This is a genomic window from Sphingobacterium sp. Ag1 (assembly GCF_000988325.1).
In the GTDB taxonomy this organism is placed as follows: Bacteria; Bacteroidota; Bacteroidia; order Sphingobacteriales; family Sphingobacteriaceae; genus Sphingobacterium.
This window is the reverse complement of the sequence record NZ_LBGU01000041.1, coordinates 102,521-120,156: the sequence shown is the minus strand read 5'-3', so window position 1 is coordinate 120,156 and position 17,636 is coordinate 102,521. Positions and strand designations below refer to the sequence as shown.

The window sequence follows — 17,636 nt, the reverse complement described above, 5'->3', positions numbered from 1 at the left end:
TATGCTTTCTAAAATTTAATCTTTGATTATTTCCTGTGTTATTAATCTTGCCACACGATCCGTCTCCAGATAATCCTCCAGCGTCGGTGTGGCAATGAATTCTACTTGATCTAACGTCTGTTCAATGATATCACTCATCTCCAAAAAACCAACTTGGTCTTTCAAGAAGGCATCCACAACTACTTCATTGGCTGCATTTAATATACAGCTTCTATTTCCACCGGCACGGAGGCTCTCATAGGCCAATGCCAGATTCCGAAAAGTTTCCATATCTGCTTTTTCAAAACTGAGCGTTGGATAGTCCATAAAATTAAAACGTTCAAAATTGTTTTCGAAACGTGCCGGGTAGGTCAGCGCATACTGGATCGGCAACTTCATGTCAGGAACCCCCATTTGGGCTTTCATGGAACCATCCTGAAACTGAACCAGCGAATGCACAATGGATTGGGGATGGACGATTACATCGACCTGATTTATGGAGAGGTTGAAAAGCCATTTCGCTTCAATGACTTCCAAACCTTTATTCATCAGGGATGCCGAGTCAATCGTAATTTTCGCACCCATCGACCAATTGGGATGTTTCAAGGCTTCAGCTTTGGTGACTTGTAGCAGATCGGCGCGTTTTTTACCACGAAAAGGTCCACCGGAAGCCGTCACATATATTTTCTCAATTGGATTATGATCCTCACCGGTCAAACACTGAAAGATCGCCGAATGCTCTGAATCCACAGGAAGCATGCGTACACCATATTCTTTGACTAAGGCCATAATTAGCTCACCGGCGACAACCAGCGTCTCTTTATTGGCCAGCGCAATATCTTTTTTGGATTGAATCGCTTTAACAGTAGGTTTTAATCCCGCAGATCCAACAATCGCATTCAGAACGATATCGACTTCTTCCAATTGCACCACTTCAACCAGCCCGGCTTCACCCAAAAGGACAGCGATATCATGTCCTTTTAAAGCATCCTGTACCTGATTATATTGCTGGGGATCTGTTACGACAACTGCTTTGGGCTTAAACTCCAAGGCCTGCTGAACCAACAGTGTGGCATTGCTACCGCAAGTCAGAACGATTGCTTCAAACGTATTAGGAAAGGCTCTTATCACATCCAAGGCTTGTGTGCCTATACTTCCCGTTGCCCCTAAAATGGCAATTCCTTTTTTACTCAAAACCTTTGCTATTAATTAAAATATATTATTTAAAATCTTTGGGTCCTCTCCCCCATGATAATCCGCCATCATGGATCGGTAAGCGACCGAAACAACCACACTAGCCAGAGGCACCACTAAGAAAGAACTCACGAGGTTCAAAATAATAAAAATTATGTAATATTCTAAATAATTAAAATACATCTGTAGTAACTGAAAAAAAGCAAATACCGCCAAAATCAGTAATAGTTTGAATACATTGCCTTTTGTAAGCGCAAAACTGAAGCGTAATGACCGCAATGTCCCCGCATGTTTATCAATAATAAAAAATGGATAAAATGCCACTCGGATAATCAGGATGAACGTCAATATGGCCGCCACAAAAACAACAAACATCGTAAAGTTGCTCATTAGCTCCATTCGATTGTCACCGTTTTCAAATAGGTAAAGGAATGGTAAAGAGATGGCGCCCAATAGCATCAGAAGTGCTATAGAAAGCACCATGATACTCAACATAGCGCCAAAAAAGTACGCAAGCTCTTTCGTACTCGGAATACATTGGACAAGCTTCTTTTCCTGGTTACCATCAATCAGACTTAAAATATATTTAAACAAAGTCATGTTCAATCCAAAATACATCACCATGAAAAAGAAAGCCATAAAACCACTCAATACCACATTGAAGTCGCTGATGGTAGTTGCAAGATAATTGGAAAGACCGGAGGTCACAAACAGCAAAAAACAAAGCCCGGCCACTGAAAAATAATGCCTTTTCAGCAACTCCAATGACTTATTAAAAACCTCGTTAACGGCAAAAGTACTTTCCTTTAGGAATTGAATCATTTTTTCTTTGAATAAACTTCTACAAAGATGCCATATTTTTTAATTTTCAACAATTTACACACCCAGAAAAATCACTTTTTTTGTCATATTTAACATAAAAAGAGAGGTAAAGGAAAATCTGTGATCCCAGATAGATGAAAATAGGCAAAAAATAGAAAATCCCTTATCCAGACGGATAAAGGATTTTCTATTTTGACCTTAACTCTTCCTATTTAAATTCTTTGGGAAGCGGTTTCTCCAACAAGTATTGGTAGTAGAAACGCGCACGCTCATTAAAATCATATTTACTTTTCGAACGATCAAATCCATGACGGCTTCCCGGATAGATCATCAATTCAAAAGGGACAGTTCGATCAGTTAATTTATCGACAAGTTGGGTTGTATTCTGCAAATGAACATTGTCATCCATATCGCCATGCATGATGCGCAACACGCCTTTATAATTATTGGCATAGGTTAACACAGAACCGGCTTTATAGCCTTCCGGATTATCCTGCGGCGTATCCATCCACCTTTCGGTATAATGGCTATCATACAGATCCCATGAGGTAACCGGTGCACCAGCAATACCAAAATCAAATACATCTGCGGCCTTCGTCATCGCTAAACAAGTCATATAGCCACCATAGCTATGCCCTGTAATAAGTACTTTGTTTTTAGCGACCCAAGGTTGCGATTTTAACCATTTGACAATTGTTGAGTAATCAATGATCTCCCAGTGACCAAGATTGCGGTGCATATAAGCAACGCCTTGTTTACCAAAATGACCGGATGCCCGGTGATCTGCGGACACCTGAATAATGCCCTCATTGGCCCAATACTGATTGGCGGTTCCTTTCCAGGTATCTTTTACCGTTCCTGCATCGGGCCCACCATAGATACTGAAAACAACGGGGTAAACTTTTGTTTGATCAAAATTTGTCGGATACGTGATGGTGAGCGGAAGATCGAACAGCCCGTCGTCTGATTTCAGATGTAAGTATTCGGTTTTACCGTACGTATACGAAGCAAAATCGGCAGCTTTGCTATCCGCTAGCTGACGTACGACTTTACCTTGATTATCCAACAATGCAAATCGATCCGGTGTGCTCACATTGGAGTATTTGGTAATAAAATATTTGCCATCAGGCGATACATTGACATCGTGCGAGTATTCACCGAACGTCAGACGTTTTAAGTTTTTACCCGAGTAATCCACGCGGTACAGATCAAAACGAGCTGAGTTTTCTTTACGTGCAGTAAAATAGATCACCTTGTTTTTTTCATCAATACGTTTTAATTCGGTCACCTGCCATTCGCCGGATGTAATTGGATTGACCAAGGTTCCATCTAACTTATAGAGGTAGTAATGGGCCCAGCCCGTCTTATCCGATTTTAAAATATAATATTTGTTGTCCGCCAGATACGTGATACGCTCATCGTGATCCAAATTGATCCAGGAAGCCTGACGCTCATCGTAGATTTCTTTTTTTGCACCAGAATTTGGATCCACCTGATAGAACTTTAAATTGTTCTGATCCCGGTTCATCCACTGTACCATCACATTTTTACTATCAAAGGCCCAATAAGGCTGGCCAAAATACTGATCGTCTTTCTCGTTGAAATCAGCCCAGGTAACGTTGCCCCCTTCGAGGTGAACGATTCCTACCTTCACTTCCGGATTTGGGTCACCGGCTTTGGGATATCTTGTCTCCTCCAGGTAACCATGCTGGCCTTTGGACGAATAAATCGGAAACATCGGAACCTTGGTATCATCGAAACGCATAAAAGCGATCTTACGGCTATCCGGAGACCACCAAAAAGCTTTATATTTTGTTGGGCGCCCAAGAATTTCTTCGTAATATACCCAGGATGACCAACCATTGTAGATCACATCAGTACCATCCTTTGTAAATTGCATTTCTTTTCCTGAAGTCACGTCTACGCTATACAGATTGCTTTTACGCGTAAAGGCTACATATTTACCATCCGGTGATAAGGTCGGATTCTGTTCAGCAACATCAGGAGAGTTGGTCAGCCTCTTTGCTACACCATCGGTACCTTTCAGGAAGATATCATTGTTCTCGACATAAACAACCGTCCCTTCTTTAGCGGGAACTGTATAAATGCTTCTGTGACCTGATTTAATGTTAACCTGATATAAACGACCATCATTTACATCATTTTCCAGATAAGCTGTCCCGTCTGCCCAGCCAGGATACTGATTGGTACGAACTGTCAACGATGACTTTTGCCCCCAGGACTGTGCAAAATCCAATTTCTTTTGTGCGAAACCAACCTCGTGAACAAAAAAAACGATAGACGCACCTAAGAGTACTCTTGATACCGTATTCATTAATTTTTGGATATGTTTATTAATTATTTTGGCTAAGATAAAGAATTGTGACAAATAACGACGATTTTGCCTGTAACAAGCTTAATTCACATATCGCGTACCATATGATTTAGCAAGGGCTCGATTAAACCGGATGATTCCTTACTAAGGATGTTGCTCGAAAAGTGCAAGCTGTATGCCTTCCTTTGGAAAATCAGCTTCTTCCACAAAATTTGATATCGAAACACCCAACAACCTCACTTTGTTCACCAGCTCAACCTTGCTCAACAAACTATGGGCGGTGGCGTAAATTTTGTCTTCCGAATCAAAACTATTTTCTAGGGTTATACTTCGTGTCAACTGAACAAAATCGGCATATTTAATTTTTAAGGTTAAGGTTCGCCCAGATATTTCCTTTTTCCCAATACGTGTCCACAACTGTTTGCAGAGCCGTTGCAAAATGGTATTTAATTCTTCAAAAACTTCTACATCCTCACCAAAAGTATCCTCAATCCCGACCGATTTGCTGCTACGATTGGGAACAACAGGACGGTCGTCTATCCCGCGTACGATACGGTAAAAAAAATGCCCCGTCTTTCCAAACCAACGTACGAGATCCTCTTCACGCTGTTTTTTTAAATCAAGCCCAGTAAACAGTCCCAGTTCATGCATTTTTTTTGCTGTCACCTTACCTACGCCAAAAAACTTGTCCACGGGCAATGACTCCATAAACTTGACAATTTTAGAAGGACCTATAAATGTTAAGCCGTTGGGTTTGTCCATATCCGAAGCAATCTTTGCGACAAATTTATTGACGGAAACCCCAGCCGAGACCGTTAGATTCAATTCTTCTTTGATCGCCTCCTTAATGGCTTTGGCAATATCAATAGCCGAACCAATACCCTGTTTGTCTACCGTTACATCCAAAAAAGCTTCATCGAGGGAAAGCGGTTCAATTAAGTCCGTATAACGGAGAAAGATCTCCCGGATTTGATATGAAACCTGACGATACACGTCAAAACGAGGATAGGTAAAGATAATATGGGGGCACAACTGAAGAGCCTTTCGGGAGCTCATCGCAGATTTGACGCCAAATTTTCGTGCTTCGTAACTGGCCGTCGCAACTACTCCTCTCCCATCCGGAGAACCACCTACTGCAATCGCTTTCCCCCGATATTCGGGAAAATCACGCTGATCTACAGATGCATAAAAGGCATCCATATCCAAATGAATAATCTTGCGATGTACCTGTTCGGGATCCATGATCCAAATTTACAAAAATTAGCATTACGGACTAAGAAAACCGAAAAATAACTAATAGAATTAGCAACTACAGCAAAGCCCGCAAACGGTAGGCTCGGGAGTCTCTTACTCCAATCACGCTCGGCAACTTTCTAGGCTAAATCTAAACCATTCGTTATTATGCCGTTAATTTTTTATCTTTAGGTGAAACTATAGGTTAGGCGAAAAAGCATCCAGTCCTGATAGTCTCATAAACCACAGTAAAAAGACTTAAAAATAGCACATTATGGAAAATATGCCTGAACAAAAACCGAAAAAATCCGGATTTAAGAAGTTCTTACTTCTGCTGATCCTTTTTCTACTTGTGGGGGGTGGATCCTACGTTTACTGGAAGTATTACTATGTATTCGGTGAAGGCGTAAAATCTGGTTATCTTAATTATGCTGTAAAAAAGGGTAATATTTTCAAGACATACGAAGGTAAACTCATCCAGGAGGGGTTTGGAAGTATCAAAACGGGTGGTATCGCCAGCAACCAATTTGAATTTTCTATTGAAGATGATTCTATATTCCGTCAATTGGAGCTCAATAGTGGAAAGTACTTCGATCTGCGCTACAAAGAATATCATGGCGTTCTTCCCTGGCGTGGAAACACGGTTTATATTGTTGACAAAGTTGTCAATATGAAATAGAAATTTACGTTCCCGATTGAAGATTTTTCGACACAGCCTGCTTATGCAGAAAGCACATCACGCACGATCAATTTTTCGTTAAAAAAACTTTTTAAAATGGTCCCGTCACCGTGTAGTGTCCAAACTTCCTGGGGATTTACCATCTTAATGTAGTGAAGAATGTCATTCCAGTCCACATGATCTGAAATATACAATTCGATATCATTCTGTGCCTGTAAACGTTTCCAGCCTGAAGCAAATGCACGTAACACTTTGGTCGCCCTAAAATAACTGTTAAAAGTCATCGGCGGTACCAAATAAACTTTATTCTGTTCGCCCTGTTTCATTTCTTTTCTGTTGTAGGGCTCATAGTCTAATTTCTTCAGCCCGTGTTGGTCGTAAAGGCGATGGTAGGGCAATATTCCACTATGCACAAGCACTTTTCGCTCCGGACAGTATCTGTTGATCAAATCAGTAATCCGCTGCGCCTTGCCCAACACATAAGTACCTAATAAGATATTGCTGGCATGTCCGTCGAGTTTTTTTATCTCCTCCGCAGGATCTGGGTGTATAATATCCGGATTTGCAAATGTGCTTTCTGTAATAAGGACATCGGCTTGCTGCACTTCGATCGGCTCGCAAGTCTCATCAGCTTGCAATTTGTAATCGCCCGTGTATAGGTAGCGCACTCCCCGGTATTCCATCAGAATTTGTGCCGAACCCAATATGTGACCTGCTGGTAAAAATGTGATTTCGACCGCACCCATTTTAAACGGACTATTGAACAATTTAACCTGATATGAATCTTTGCGGTTTTGTTTATAGCGATAAGTCATAAACAATGAAGTTGCCTGCGTTGTATACACATAATCGTGTCCCGAACTGGCATGATCGCCATGGGCATGAGATACGACATTGTGCATGACGGGATTGCTCGCATCAATAAAAAAATCACCATAACGGCAATAATAACCTTCTGGTTTTCTGACCAAGAAGTCAGCTAATATGATCGACATAGTTTTATTTTAGAAATTTTTGATGTAAAGTCCACACTTGCGGCAATAGCGGAGTGGTTCCATCATTAATGATGACGAAGTCTGCCAGTTTTAATTTTTCTTCATCAGTTAGTTGCTTATTTATTCGCTCCATGACCTGTTCTTCAGTGACGCCATCACGCTCCATAACACGTTTAACACGTATGTGTAAAGGCGCAGTAACCAGGATGGTATAATCAAGATCCTTGTAAGAGCCACTTTCAAAAAGCAAAGCAGCCTCCTTGAGTGAATAACGGGATTTTTGTTGTTCGGCCCAGTCTTTGGCCGCCTGGATAACGATGGGGTGTACAATGCCATTTACAAGTTCGAGCTTCGCCTTGTCGCTGAATATCTGTTCGGCCAAAAAAGCCCGATCTAATTTCCCATCCTTATAGGTCTCTTTACCGAACTCCGCAATCAAGCGTTCTTTGATCCGTAAATCGGTATTCATCAATTCCTTCGCCTCATCATCTGCATTATAAACAGGTACAGCCATGGCTTTAAAAAGCTGACAGATAAATGTTTTACCGGATCCAATTCCGCCTGTTATTCCAATCTTCATGAAAATAGTGTTATTTACGTACAAAAAAGTCCACGTTTTGAGGTACAACGCTGATTACCTTACAAAAGTCAGGTACTTTGGTCAGCAAAACAGGCAAATATTGCACCCCGTTTTTCTCCCAGTCAGCCAGATCTACCACAGCTTCAAAATCTCGCGATGTATAGTTATTATAATCCTTAACGGACATCAGTACGGTGACGACCACTTTGCTTGGATTAAGCCTAACAGAACTATAGCGCTGGCCATTTTCAACCTTCACGGGTAATTCAATCACTTTCTCGGTTAACTCCCCTACAGGCATCAGAACCTCGACCGAAGTCGGATAAACATTGATATTCGCTTTTTGGTTACGTGCCAGGTTTGCCACTGTTCGAACATCGGTCTCCACTTCCTTCCCGCGAACGGTATCGGTCTCCCAATACTCAATCGCCGAAACATCCTCATAGGGCCCTGTAATCGTCACATAAGCCGGGGTAATCTTGGTATCTGCAATAAAGCCATAACCACGCTTAAAGCCTATATTAGACAGCGGTTTGACAGGCACCTTACGCTGCGTTTGTTTCGAAAAATCAAAAAACAGCGTATCAGGGCTCACTGACACAACGCGTTGTTCATGTGGAAACTGCCGGTTGATAAAGCCCAATTGATTGGAAAAAACAATCCAATCTTTAGTTTTTAAAGAGCTTAGGTCAACCTGAACCTTTGGGGTTTCCAAAGCAGCTTTGGAAAACAGAAATTGCCATCCCGTCATCTCGAGTTTCACTTTTACCGTATCCGATTGTTGCGGGTGAAATGCGCGTTTTTCGGGAAGATTGACATATTCAATTGCTGCCTTAACGGACACAGTATATTGATTGGAGATTGAAAACAATAACCAAGCTAATAACGAAATTCCAACACAACGCACGAAGACATTTATCTTACGCCGTTGGGTTTTATTTATTCGAACTGCATTCGCCATGATACAAACTTAATCAATTTGCGCAAAAATTAGCGTCCTTATCTGCATTTCATCACAAAGACGCCAATATTTCCATTGCATTTTTCTCTTTTGTGGCAAGGGTTTTGAAAATTGCTGATGCCTGCTGGACAGCATCGAAACTGGCCGTCTCAGCAATTTGATTAAACAATTCCGACAGGGATGTCCATAATAATGCAATCTGTACAAACTCATGATGAACCACCTCGAGTTGTTTTATTCCAAGGAGATCGTAACTTTCCCTGATAAAGTCGCGGTAGAGATTTCGAAACAGGGCACCACCAGTCCCCGCTTTCTCCATAAAATCTGCGGCCATTTTAAATTCGCTTTCAATAGCCTGACTCGTCTTGTACCACTTAATCACCTCTTCACTGGTCTTCAAAATTCCTCGATATGAAATATTGTTGATGGGCGGTGCAAGGTATTCCTTTGCATTAGCCACCACCGCAGCGATTACTGCTTGTTTCAGGTCAACGTTCTCACTATTGCCTGCTATGGTATAATACAGATTTTTGGACGACATAGGCCCTTTCTCTGCCCGCGCTAAAGCTAAACTTGCAAGAGACGTCTGCACACTACCGCCCTGCTGTCTCGTATCCACCAAATAGGCGTGATCATCGTCATAGTCATACATAGCTACATAATGCCCCGCAAAATGAAATGGCTTAGTAAAATATTCCAGATAATAGGCATCGAGCTTCAATCCCACAGGTTGCCCCTCGTCCAAGAGCTGTCGTACAGCCTGCCAGGCTTTTGTTTTTGAAGAGGTTTCATGAACGCTGAGGTCGAGGCCGAGATTTTTGCAGATATGCTGGGTCAGAAGATCCGTTTTTATTCGTCCGCCCAAAAATGGAAAGTCCATGGTTTTCATTTTCCAATAGATAAAACTAAGCCCTTGCCCCAACCCAAAGAGCATCGGTTCAGAAAGTTCAATGCCAAGATGGTTCAGTAATGTACCTGTCGCCGTGGTTTCACAATGTTGCCCATCAAACGGTGTAAGATTTTTCATAGCATTCTTTTTCACAAAATTAGAGGCTCGATTGACAATATAATGTCAGCAGTGGCTTAAATCTTAGAAACAAATAAAAAACAGTTGAGAATAACCTCGCAAAAACGATTGCATGTGGCAATTATTGTGTTTTATGTTAACTAGGGTTTTACAGGGGTATTACAGGGGGTTAACAGGGGTATAACAGGGGTATAACAGGGGTAAATCCCCTGTTAACCCCCTATTAATCCCCTGTAAAAATAGTATTACCACTAAAGTAATTAGGAAAATAGTAGTAAATTGGTAATAAGCTAAATACTAAGCATTATAAACAAAAAAAGAGGAATAGCTATGGCAATTTTACAAAACGGTCCGAATGGACCTATTATTGGTAAATTTGGATCAGTGAGTGCCTACCCCATTATCCAACTGCCAAGTCAGTATCAACAATGATGTAATCGACCTGATCTGGGATGCAGATGATCAATATAGTGATAACGTATATAAAATCAATCTGGTATTATTGGACCCATTTAATGAATCCCATTTAAGAACTTCTATCGCAAGCGTAAGTGAAGGTTCTTGTTCAGTTCAATTTGACTGGTTAAAGCGAAAAACCACTGATTTCCATGTCTATGTCGGAATATGGGATACCTTAGATGGCGGTTTTTCGAATTCCATTTATTGTGGAGTAATCTAAAGCATGTTACTTTTCTAATTTCAACCCGAGAAATATTAATAAATGGTTCATCAAAGCAAACAAAATAAAAATACGTTCTATATTTTCTTTCACTTACTTCATCAATTTCATCCAATTTGGATGGATGGCTCATAACAGTCCCGATCCTCCTTATTTGCAATTTCAGAAGGCTGTTTCGCTGTTTGATTTAATTTTCTGCGTTCTTCTTTCAATTCTAATGATACCATAATTACCTCCGATGTCTAGAAATACAAAATATTCACTATACTAATTGGAATAGGGATACATTTTAGACTGAATCTCGTAAGACGAAATTATAAAAATTACCACCAAAACATCATTTCGTGTTATCAAAAATCGGGGATACCAGCGCACTTTTACCCTATTCGAGACTCGTTCCCTAGCATAATCGATTTAACGGGAACATAATAAAAAAAGCCAGTTTTCTACGAAAACTGGCTTTCATTTCTTTCCCAAAAAAGTTTAAGAAGCGCTCTTCTCCGTGTTGTTAGCAGCTTTAGAAGCATCTAAAGCAATGGCTGATTTGTCAAAACGTATTTTTACGCCTGAACCTACATCGATTAAGAAAGTCGTGTCTGATACTTCTACAATACGGCCGTGAATACCAGCTGTAGTTACCACCTTTGAATTTACACCAAGTTCTTCAATATATTTTTTGTGATCTTTTTGCTTCTTCATCTGCGGTCTGATCATGAAGAAATAAAATACCACGATAATCAAAACCATTGGTAAAAAACTCATCATGTTGCCACCCGCTGCTTGTAATAATACTGTGTTCATCTTCTATTATATCGTTTAATAATGTGTTATTTTGCTAATACTTCGCCTTTTAACTGCACTGTTGTCAAGCCATTGGAAGCATTCGATTGAATCGTTATGATCTTCTGCTGTTTACCAACCTGTCCTTCGCTGTTAAAAGTAACATGTATTTCCGATTTTCCACCTGGCAAAATAGGACTTTTCGAAAACTCAGGTTGTGTACAACCACATGAAGCAGTCACTTTCGAGATAATAACAGGTGCATCACCCGAATTTTTCAGCACAAAGGTATGTTTTACCTGTGCTCCTTCCTTTACCTGACCGAAATCAAATGCAGACTCTTCAAATTCTACTTTTCCCAATTGTGCTGCCGCCTTAGAAAGGCTATCTGCAGCTGCTGTCTCAGTCGCTGTCTTGCTTCCTTCTTCTTTTCCTTTTTGTGCATTTCCACAAGAAAATAAAAGTACTACCGACAAAGCTAAAACCGAATATTTGCCAAAGTTTTTCATTCGTATAAATTATTTATGCGTTTGGTTTTAATCTCTTAAACCACGACCTGCCTTTTGGATTCTTCCTTGCTGATTCAGATCGTTTAATATTTTATCTAAGATACCATTGATAAATGTATTACTTTTCAATGTACTAAATACCTTAGAAATTTCAATATACTCATTTATTGTCACTTTCACCGGAATAGATGGAAAATTAATCAACTCACATATCGCCATACGCATCAGTAAAGTATCCATTAATGCAATACGATCTGATTCCCAATTCTTCGTTTTCTCCGAGATAAGTTTCTGATATTCATTCGTATTGCGGATAGTTTTACCCAGCAATGCAATGACATAGTCGCTATCATCATTCCAGTTTTGCGTAATCTCTGCTAGCTTATTTTTACGTGGATCTTCAGAACTAAAATTCTTAAACGTCTTCGCAATCAACGCTTGCAATACTTCTTTATCGACAGGCCAGTTGATGAATTTCTCCTCAAAAACCTGCTCAATAACCGGTGATTTCAAGATAATCTTTTTAAAGATATGCTTGATGATATCCTTTTCCGTACCGATCGAACGATCCTCTTGTTGCAAGTACTCCAAATAAGCCTCGGAATCCTTTAATTGCAAAAATACTGTACGTACGATCTCCGGGTCAAAGCTCCACGAAATCTTATACTTTTTGACACCTTCTCCATATTGTGGATTTTGTCTCAATGACTCAATAAAAGTATTAGTACTTAACTTGGTCGTTAAAGACAAGTCTTTTTCAGTTGGTAAAAACTTATTAGCTCTACCCTCTGCATCTATTAAGACATAATCAGATACTTCATCTAAAAGATTCAGTGTCCACATATACATCTCATAGACTTCATCCACATTTTTTAATAGTGCTTTTTCAAATGTTTTGATGTCTTTATCTTCTGAAAGACTGTACGCATAAAGCGTTTGCACTACTTTTACCCTCAGGTGTCTCCTGTTTAACATAGTAATTTAAAGAACGATTTTTTTATAAAATAATAAGTAAGAACGATTTTGGGATGAAGACTATCGCTTGATTTTTTTAATATCTTGGATACGCTTCTCCGCGATGCGATTAGCCGCTTCAAAAGTTGAAATATTCTCTTCTTTTGATTTTTTCAAGACGTCTCTAGTCGCATTATAAATATTTTTGATCACAAATTCAGTGTGATCTACGCCGTAATTTTGAATTTCTGAATAACAGCCGATTAATGCACCAGCGTTGATCAAATAGTCCGGTGCGTATAATATACCTCTTTCATGCAGAATAGAACTTGTAACAAGCTCGTCTTTCAATTGATTATTGGCCGAACCGGCAATAATTTTGCATTGCATTTTCTGTGCGGATTCTGGATTTACCGTACCACCTAACGCACAGGGAGAATATACATCAAATTCGTGATCGAATACTTCATTGTAAGGTATTGGCTCAGCTTTGTACTTAGCCGCTACTTTCAGCATTTTTTCTTCCGTAATATCGCTGACATAAACACGTGCATTCTCTTCACGTAACATCGCGATCAAACGCTCCCCAACACCACCTACTCCATGTACAATAACTTTTTTACCCGCAACATTTTCCGACCCGTATAATTCCTTTAAACAGGCTTTTATACCAAAATAAACACCTTGCGCAGCAAAGATAGATGGATCACCGACACCGCTACCATGAATAGCCTTTGGTAAACCAGCAACGTGGTCAGTCTCGGTATAAATATGTTCTAAATCACGTTGTGTCGTACCTACGTCTAGTGAAGCAATGAAATTACCATTCAATCCTTCAATAAACTGGCCCAAACGGCGCAATAAAACCTCAGATTTGTCCAAACGGCTATTCCCAATAATAACAGCACTTCCCCCGCCTAAATTCAGCCCAGTGATGGCAGATTTATACGTAATGGCCTTGGATAAACGTAAAGCATCCTCAATAGCTTCTTCTGTACTTTCGTATGGTAACATACGAACTCCCCCTATCGCAGGCCCCAAGGTTGTATCATGGATCGCAACGATAGCTTTCAAGCCCACCAATTCATCATTACAGAAAAATAAGTTTTGATGGCCAGACTGGCTCATCAATTCAAAAATAGAATTTTGAGATGTTGACATAAAATGTACTACTCTAATTTGTTTTAATTTTTTAAGGTACTTGATGCAAAAGTAGGAAAATTATTCGTTGTGCATAATAACTTTTTTTATCCAAGACTTAACATTTGATTTCCGAATGACAGTAAATTCGCTCAAATCGTAAAGCATTTTGATGAATTAGTCCTACTTTTGTATTCGTAATATGAAGGATCTCGCCTACTTAAATAAGTACTTTTATAAATACCGCTGGAAATTGATTCCAGGGGTTATTTTTGTTATCATTTCCAACTATTTCGGGGTATTGCCGGCAAAGGTAATTCGCGAAGCATTTGATTTGGTACAGGAAAACATCTATCTATACCGTCTATTTGATGGTTTCGACAGACAGGAACTCATCTACCAGGTATTTGGCACCAGCCTCCTATTTTTTGGTTTCGTCGTACTCCTACTTTCGCTGCTGCGGGGTATATTTTTATTCTTTATGCGTCAGACGATCATTTTAACCTCGCGTTATATTGAATACGACCTCAAAAATGAGATCTATAATCATTACCAGGATCTAAACTTTGGTTTCTTTCGGAAAAACAATACCGGAGATCTCATGAGCCGCGCGACTGAAGACGTCAATCAGGTGCGTAACTACCTAGGACCTGCCATCATGTATGCGATCAATACCGTAGTCTTATCGATCATGGTCATCTATGCGATGTATAGCGTCAACGGAAGATTGGCCACTTATGCATTGGCGCCAATCCCTGTCCTATCGGTTATTATTTTATTTGTTAATAAAATCATTAACAAGCGTAGCTTAAAAATACAGCGACAACTGGCGAAACTTTCTTCCTTTGTCCAGGAGACTTTTGCTGGCATCCGCGTCATCAAAACCTACACCAGAGAACAAAATAAAATGCAGGAATTTGAGAAGGAAAGTACCATTTATCGGAACACGGCTCTTGATCTCGTCAAAGTACAGGCTGTTTTCTTCCCGCTTATTCTATTACTTATTGGACTTAGTACAGTAATTACCATTTATATTGGTGGAATCGAAGTTGCCAAAGGAACAGTGACTGCCGGAAATATCGCCGAGTTTATCATCTATGTCAACCAGTTGACTTTCCCTGCCATGTCTTTGGCTTGGGTCACGTCATTGGTGCAACGTGCTGCCGCGTCACAAAAACGGATTAACGAATTCCTTCAAACCGAATCTCCTATCGTTAACGGCACAGCTGCCAAGGAACTGGAGGGCGAAATCAAGGTTAATGGGATCTCGTTTACTTATCCGGAAACCGGCATTCAGGCGATAAAAAATATATCGTTCCAAATCCCGATCGGCAAAACACTTGCTATTATCGGAAAAACAGGATCCGGAAAATCTACACTGGCCAACTTACTCCTTCGGATGTATGATATCGACAAAGGAAGTATTCATTATGATGGTCTTGAAATTAAAAACCTTGATTTCAAAAGCTTACGCCAACAGGTCGGATTTGTCCCACAAGATGTTTTCCTATTTTCAGATACCATTGCCAATAATATAGGCTTTGGTTTAGACCACTTTACACCGGAACAAGTAGAACAGGCTGCCAAAGACGCCGCTGTATACGACAATATTATCGCTTTTGAAGATGGATTTGAAACCGCTGTTGGAGAACGTGGTATTACCCTCTCCGGGGGGCAAAAGCAACGGGTATCCATCGCACGCGCTTTAATTAAGGAACCCAAAGTATTGATTTTTGATGACTGTCTTTCAGCCGTGGATACAAAAACGGAAGAAACCATTCTCCGTTCGCTAAGCCGTATCATGAAAGGCAAGACCTGCATTTTTATTGCCCATCGCATCTCGACGATCAAGAATGCAGACCATATATTGGTGATGGATCAAGGGGAAATTGTAGAACAGGGTACACATGCCGAATTGATGGATAAAAGAGGTGAATATTTTGAACTCCATGAAAAGCAATTACTGGAAAGTGTGGAAGGATAATTTAAATATCCCTGAATTCAGCTAAAGGATGCAAGGGATATCTCTCCTAAATTTGCCTTAATTATTTAAGTCAAACATTTTACATTAATGATCATGGAGAGAACCCCTATTCAGAAGGCGACGTCAAATGACGGAAAAACAATTGCTATTATTTCTTACTTAACCATCATCGGCCTTGTTGCAGCCATCATTATGAACAACAAGGAAAAGACTGCATTGGCGCAATTTCATATCCGACAAAGTATAGGTATCTCCGTAACAGGAATGGCGTTGGGGCTGTTACGTTTTGTTCCAGGTATTGGCGGAATTGCCCTTAGTATTGTTGGACTGCTCCTACTTATTGCTCTTGTACTTGGATTAATGTCCGCATTTGCCGGAGAGCGAAAACCCCTTCCTTTCATCGGTGAAAAATACCAGGAATGGTTTAATATGATATAATTGGACTATAAATGGCATGGAGCACCTCCCCGTCGAAGATGCTCCATGTTTTAATTTTTTCTGAATTGCCTATTTTCAATTGGCCAAAAAGCATCTTTAACGGGCTTTCATATCTGGCACCGCTTTCTCCTCTTTAAAAAACAGGGCAAATAGCACAAGACAAAAACCCGAAATACCTGCAGGAATAAACCAAAGATATTCCCAAAATTGAACAGCATAAGCTGTTTTTAGATAATCTGAAACAGCACCAGCAACCCAAAATCCGATCAACATCCCTACCCCATACATCGCAATGGTAATAAGCCCCTGTGCAGAAGCTTTGTATTTTTCACCGGCAATTCTATCGGTATAGATCTGACCGACTACGAACATAAAATCATAGCAGATGCCATGCAATAAAATTCCGAATAACAATAAAAATGAACGTTCCTGTCCATTGCCGTAGGCAAAAAACAAATAGCGGAGTGCCCAGGCCACAATCCCCAATAAAATCATCTTTTTATACCCTAAGCGTCTAAAGAAAAATGGAATCAACAACAGGCAGATCGCTTCGGAAAATTGCCCCAATGCCATTTTTGCTGTGGGATTCGGTATTCCGGCGTTGACCAAAAATGGGTTGGCATTTTGATAATAGAACGAAATAGGTATACAGATTACAATGGCTGTTACAAAAAAAATCAGAAAACTCCGCTGTTTGAGCAGCTTCAGTGCGTCCAAACCTATCGCCTTTCCAAAATCAAATTTTTCGTCCCTGAGTTTCACCTGCGGTGGGGTTTTGGGGAGGGCCAGACTAAAGAATGCCAGTAGCAACGAGCAAACCGCCCCCATAATAAAGGTGTTGTGCAGGGCACCTGCCTGTATCGATTCGGGCGCATCCCAACGGAACAAATAACTGATAACAAGTCCCGAACAGATCCAACCGATCGTTCCCCACACGCGGACCCCCGGAAAATACTTCTTCGCGTCTTCAATATGCCGGAATGCTATTCCATTGGATAAGGATAGCGAAGACATGTAAGCCATAAAATAGACAAATACATAGGGATAAAAATGTGTTGCATCCGGTGCCTGTGACATCCCGTAAAGCAGCCCAGCTCCAATGAGATGTAAAGCCGAAAGCACCCGCTCGGCATTAAAGTATCTGTCGGCAACAAAACCCACAAAAAAAGGAGCAAACACAGCACCAAGGGATTGTGTTGCAAAAATATTCGCTACCTCCATACCTGAGGCATTGAGCGATTTAATGAGGTATGTTCCCAAAGTAACAAACCAGGCCCCTTTGATAAAATACTCTAAAAACATCATCAGGGACAATTGTACGCGTAATACTGGTCTCATCTATTCAGT

17 protein-coding genes are annotated in these 17,636 nt (G+C 40.4%); 4 read left to right on the top strand and 13 right to left on the bottom strand.

What is annotated here, in order from left to right; genetic code table 11:
- Window positions 1-15: 15 nt before the first annotated feature.
- The 4 genes from AAW12_RS15335 to dinB all read right to left on the bottom strand — a co-directional run bounded on the left by AAW12_RS15335 (window position 16) and on the right by dinB (window position 5,572).
- Window positions 16-1,173, bottom strand: coding sequence for a 1-deoxy-D-xylulose-5-phosphate reductoisomerase (locus tag AAW12_RS15335; RefSeq protein ID WP_046674523.1), 1,158 nt, complete (start codon window positions 1,171-1,173; stop codon window positions 16-18).
- Between the two features lie 15 nt (window positions 1,174-1,188).
- On the bottom strand, window positions 1,189-1,995 hold the full coding sequence (locus AAW12_RS15330) for a hypothetical protein (protein ID WP_046674522.1): 807 nt from the start codon (window positions 1,993-1,995) through the stop codon (window positions 1,189-1,191).
- Window positions 1,996-2,203: 208 nt separating this feature from the next.
- On the bottom strand, window positions 2,204-4,330 hold the full coding sequence (locus tag AAW12_RS15325) for a DPP IV N-terminal domain-containing protein (protein WP_046674521.1): 2,127 nt from the start codon (window positions 4,328-4,330) through the stop codon (window positions 2,204-2,206).
- A gap of 144 nt (window positions 4,331-4,474) precedes the next feature.
- On the bottom strand, window positions 4,475-5,572 hold the full coding sequence (dinB, locus tag AAW12_RS15320; protein ID WP_046674520.1) for a DNA polymerase IV: 1,098 nt from the start codon (window positions 5,570-5,572) through the stop codon (window positions 4,475-4,477).
- A 265-nt stretch (window positions 5,573-5,837) separates the two neighbouring features.
- Between dinB and AAW12_RS15315 the strand changes: the two genes are divergently transcribed.
- Window positions 5,838-6,242, top strand: coding sequence for a hypothetical protein (locus AAW12_RS15315; protein WP_197084053.1), 405 nt, complete (start codon window positions 5,838-5,840; stop codon window positions 6,240-6,242).
- A gap of 41 nt (window positions 6,243-6,283) precedes the next feature.
- Here the strand turns inward: AAW12_RS15315 and AAW12_RS15310 are convergent, their stop codons facing one another.
- From AAW12_RS15310 to AAW12_RS15295, 4 genes are read right to left on the bottom strand one after another with little or no spacing between them, the layout of a single operon-like run.
- Window positions 6,284-7,237, bottom strand: a complete 954-nt coding sequence (locus AAW12_RS15310) for an exonuclease (protein WP_084823202.1) — start codon at window positions 7,235-7,237, stop codon at window positions 6,284-6,286.
- A 4-nt stretch (window positions 7,238-7,241) separates the two neighbouring features.
- The gene (gene coaE / locus AAW12_RS15305; RefSeq protein ID WP_197084052.1) at window positions 7,242-7,817 is read right to left on the bottom strand and encodes a dephospho-CoA kinase; all 576 of its coding nucleotides are present in this window, start codon (window positions 7,815-7,817) and stop codon (window positions 7,242-7,244) included.
- Window positions 7,818-7,827: 10 nt separating this feature from the next.
- A complete protein-coding gene (locus AAW12_RS15300) occupies window positions 7,828-8,778 on the bottom strand; it encodes a hypothetical protein (protein WP_046674519.1) in 951 nt (316 codons plus the stop codon).
- Between the two features lie 52 nt (window positions 8,779-8,830).
- Window positions 8,831-9,805, bottom strand: coding sequence for a BtrH N-terminal domain-containing protein (locus tag AAW12_RS15295; RefSeq protein WP_046674518.1), 975 nt, complete (start codon window positions 9,803-9,805; stop codon window positions 8,831-8,833).
- Window positions 9,806-10,193: 388 nt separating this feature from the next.
- On the opposite strand from AAW12_RS15295, the gene AAW12_RS15290 reads away from it, so the two are divergent.
- Window positions 10,194-10,484: a hypothetical protein gene (locus tag AAW12_RS15290; protein ID WP_046674517.1), complete on the top strand. Its 291-nt coding sequence runs from the start codon at window positions 10,194-10,196 to the stop codon at window positions 10,482-10,484.
- A gap of 483 nt (window positions 10,485-10,967) precedes the next feature.
- On the opposite strand, the gene yajC is transcribed toward AAW12_RS15290, so the two are convergent.
- Genes yajC through AAW12_RS15270 form a run of 4 tightly spaced genes read right to left on the bottom strand, consistent with a single transcriptional unit; the run spans window position 10,968 to window position 13,888 of the window.
- On the bottom strand, window positions 10,968-11,285 hold the full coding sequence (yajC, locus tag AAW12_RS15285; RefSeq protein WP_046674516.1) for a preprotein translocase subunit YajC: 318 nt from the start codon (window positions 11,283-11,285) through the stop codon (window positions 10,968-10,970).
- A gap of 26 nt (window positions 11,286-11,311) precedes the next feature.
- Complete coding sequence (locus AAW12_RS15280) at window positions 11,312-11,773, bottom strand: DUF1573 domain-containing protein (RefSeq protein ID WP_046674515.1); 462 nt, start codon at window positions 11,771-11,773, stop codon at window positions 11,312-11,314.
- A 27-nt stretch (window positions 11,774-11,800) separates the two neighbouring features.
- Window positions 11,801-12,748: a transcription antitermination factor NusB gene (gene nusB, locus AAW12_RS15275; RefSeq protein WP_046674514.1), complete on the bottom strand. Its 948-nt coding sequence runs from the start codon at window positions 12,746-12,748 to the stop codon at window positions 11,801-11,803.
- A 60-nt stretch (window positions 12,749-12,808) separates the two neighbouring features.
- Window positions 12,809-13,888, bottom strand: coding sequence for a Glu/Leu/Phe/Val family dehydrogenase (locus tag AAW12_RS15270; RefSeq protein ID WP_046674513.1), 1,080 nt, complete (start codon window positions 13,886-13,888; stop codon window positions 12,809-12,811).
- Between the two features lie 181 nt (window positions 13,889-14,069).
- Here AAW12_RS15270 and AAW12_RS15265 point away from each other — a divergent pair, with 181 nt between their 5' ends.
- Both AAW12_RS15265 and AAW12_RS15260 read left to right on the top strand, forming a co-directional pair.
- Complete coding sequence (locus tag AAW12_RS15265; protein ID WP_046674512.1) at window positions 14,070-15,851, top strand: ABC transporter ATP-binding protein; 1,782 nt, start codon at window positions 14,070-14,072, stop codon at window positions 15,849-15,851.
- Window positions 15,852-15,944: 93 nt separating this feature from the next.
- Window positions 15,945-16,289 carry a hypothetical protein gene (locus AAW12_RS15260; RefSeq protein WP_046674677.1) on the top strand — a complete coding sequence of 115 codons (345 nt, stop codon included), beginning with the start codon at window positions 15,945-15,947 and terminating at the stop codon, window positions 16,287-16,289.
- 96 nt (window positions 16,290-16,385) lie between these two features.
- Here AAW12_RS15260 and AAW12_RS15255 read toward each other — a convergent pair whose 3' ends face one another.
- The gene (locus AAW12_RS15255) at window positions 16,386-17,627 is read right to left on the bottom strand and encodes an MFS transporter (protein WP_046674511.1); all 1,242 of its coding nucleotides are present in this window, start codon (window positions 17,625-17,627) and stop codon (window positions 16,386-16,388) included.
- Window positions 17,628-17,636 lie beyond the last annotated feature (9 nt).

Bases quoted from the DNA above. Each gene is read 5' to 3' on its own strand.
- AAW12_RS15315 (WP_197084053.1), top strand. From the start codon at position 5,838: ATGGAAAATATGCCTGAACAAAAACCGAAAAAATCCGGATTTAAGAAG.
- AAW12_RS15325 (WP_046674521.1), bottom strand. From the start codon at position 4,330: ATGAATACGGTATCAAGAGTACTCTTAGGTGCGTCTATCGTTTTTTTT.
- AAW12_RS15330 (WP_046674522.1), bottom strand. From the start codon at position 1,995: ATGATTCAATTCCTAAAGGAAAGTACTTTTGCCGTTAACGAGGTTTTT.
- yajC (WP_046674516.1), bottom strand. From the start codon at position 11,285: ATGAACACAGTATTATTACAAGCAGCGGGTGGCAACATGATGAGTTTT.
- AAW12_RS15280 (WP_046674515.1), bottom strand. From the start codon at position 11,773: ATGAAAAACTTTGGCAAATATTCGGTTTTAGCTTTGTCGGTAGTACTT.
- AAW12_RS15310 (WP_084823202.1), bottom strand. From the start codon at position 7,237: ATGTCGATCATATTAGCTGACTTCTTGGTCAGAAAACCAGAAGGTTAT.
- AAW12_RS15265 (WP_046674512.1), top strand. From the start codon at position 14,070: ATGAAGGATCTCGCCTACTTAAATAAGTACTTTTATAAATACCGCTGG.
- AAW12_RS15260 (WP_046674677.1), top strand. From the start codon at position 15,945: ATGGAGAGAACCCCTATTCAGAAGGCGACGTCAAATGACGGAAAAACA.
- AAW12_RS15255 (WP_046674511.1), bottom strand. From the start codon at position 17,627: ATGAGACCAGTATTACGCGTACAATTGTCCCTGATGATGTTTTTAGAG.
- coaE (WP_197084052.1), bottom strand. From the start codon at position 7,817: ATGAAGATTGGAATAACAGGCGGAATTGGATCCGGTAAAACATTTATC.
- AAW12_RS15270 (WP_046674513.1), bottom strand. From the start codon at position 13,888: ATGTCAACATCTCAAAATTCTATTTTTGAATTGATGAGCCAGTCTGGC.
- nusB (WP_046674514.1), bottom strand. From the start codon at position 12,748: ATGTTAAACAGGAGACACCTGAGGGTAAAAGTAGTGCAAACGCTTTAT.
- AAW12_RS15300 (WP_046674519.1), bottom strand. From the start codon at position 8,778: ATGGCGAATGCAGTTCGAATAAATAAAACCCAACGGCGTAAGATAAAT.
- AAW12_RS15295 (WP_046674518.1), bottom strand. From the start codon at position 9,805: ATGAAAAATCTTACACCGTTTGATGGGCAACATTGTGAAACCACGGCG.
- dinB (WP_046674520.1), bottom strand. From the start codon at position 5,572: ATGGATCCCGAACAGGTACATCGCAAGATTATTCATTTGGATATGGAT.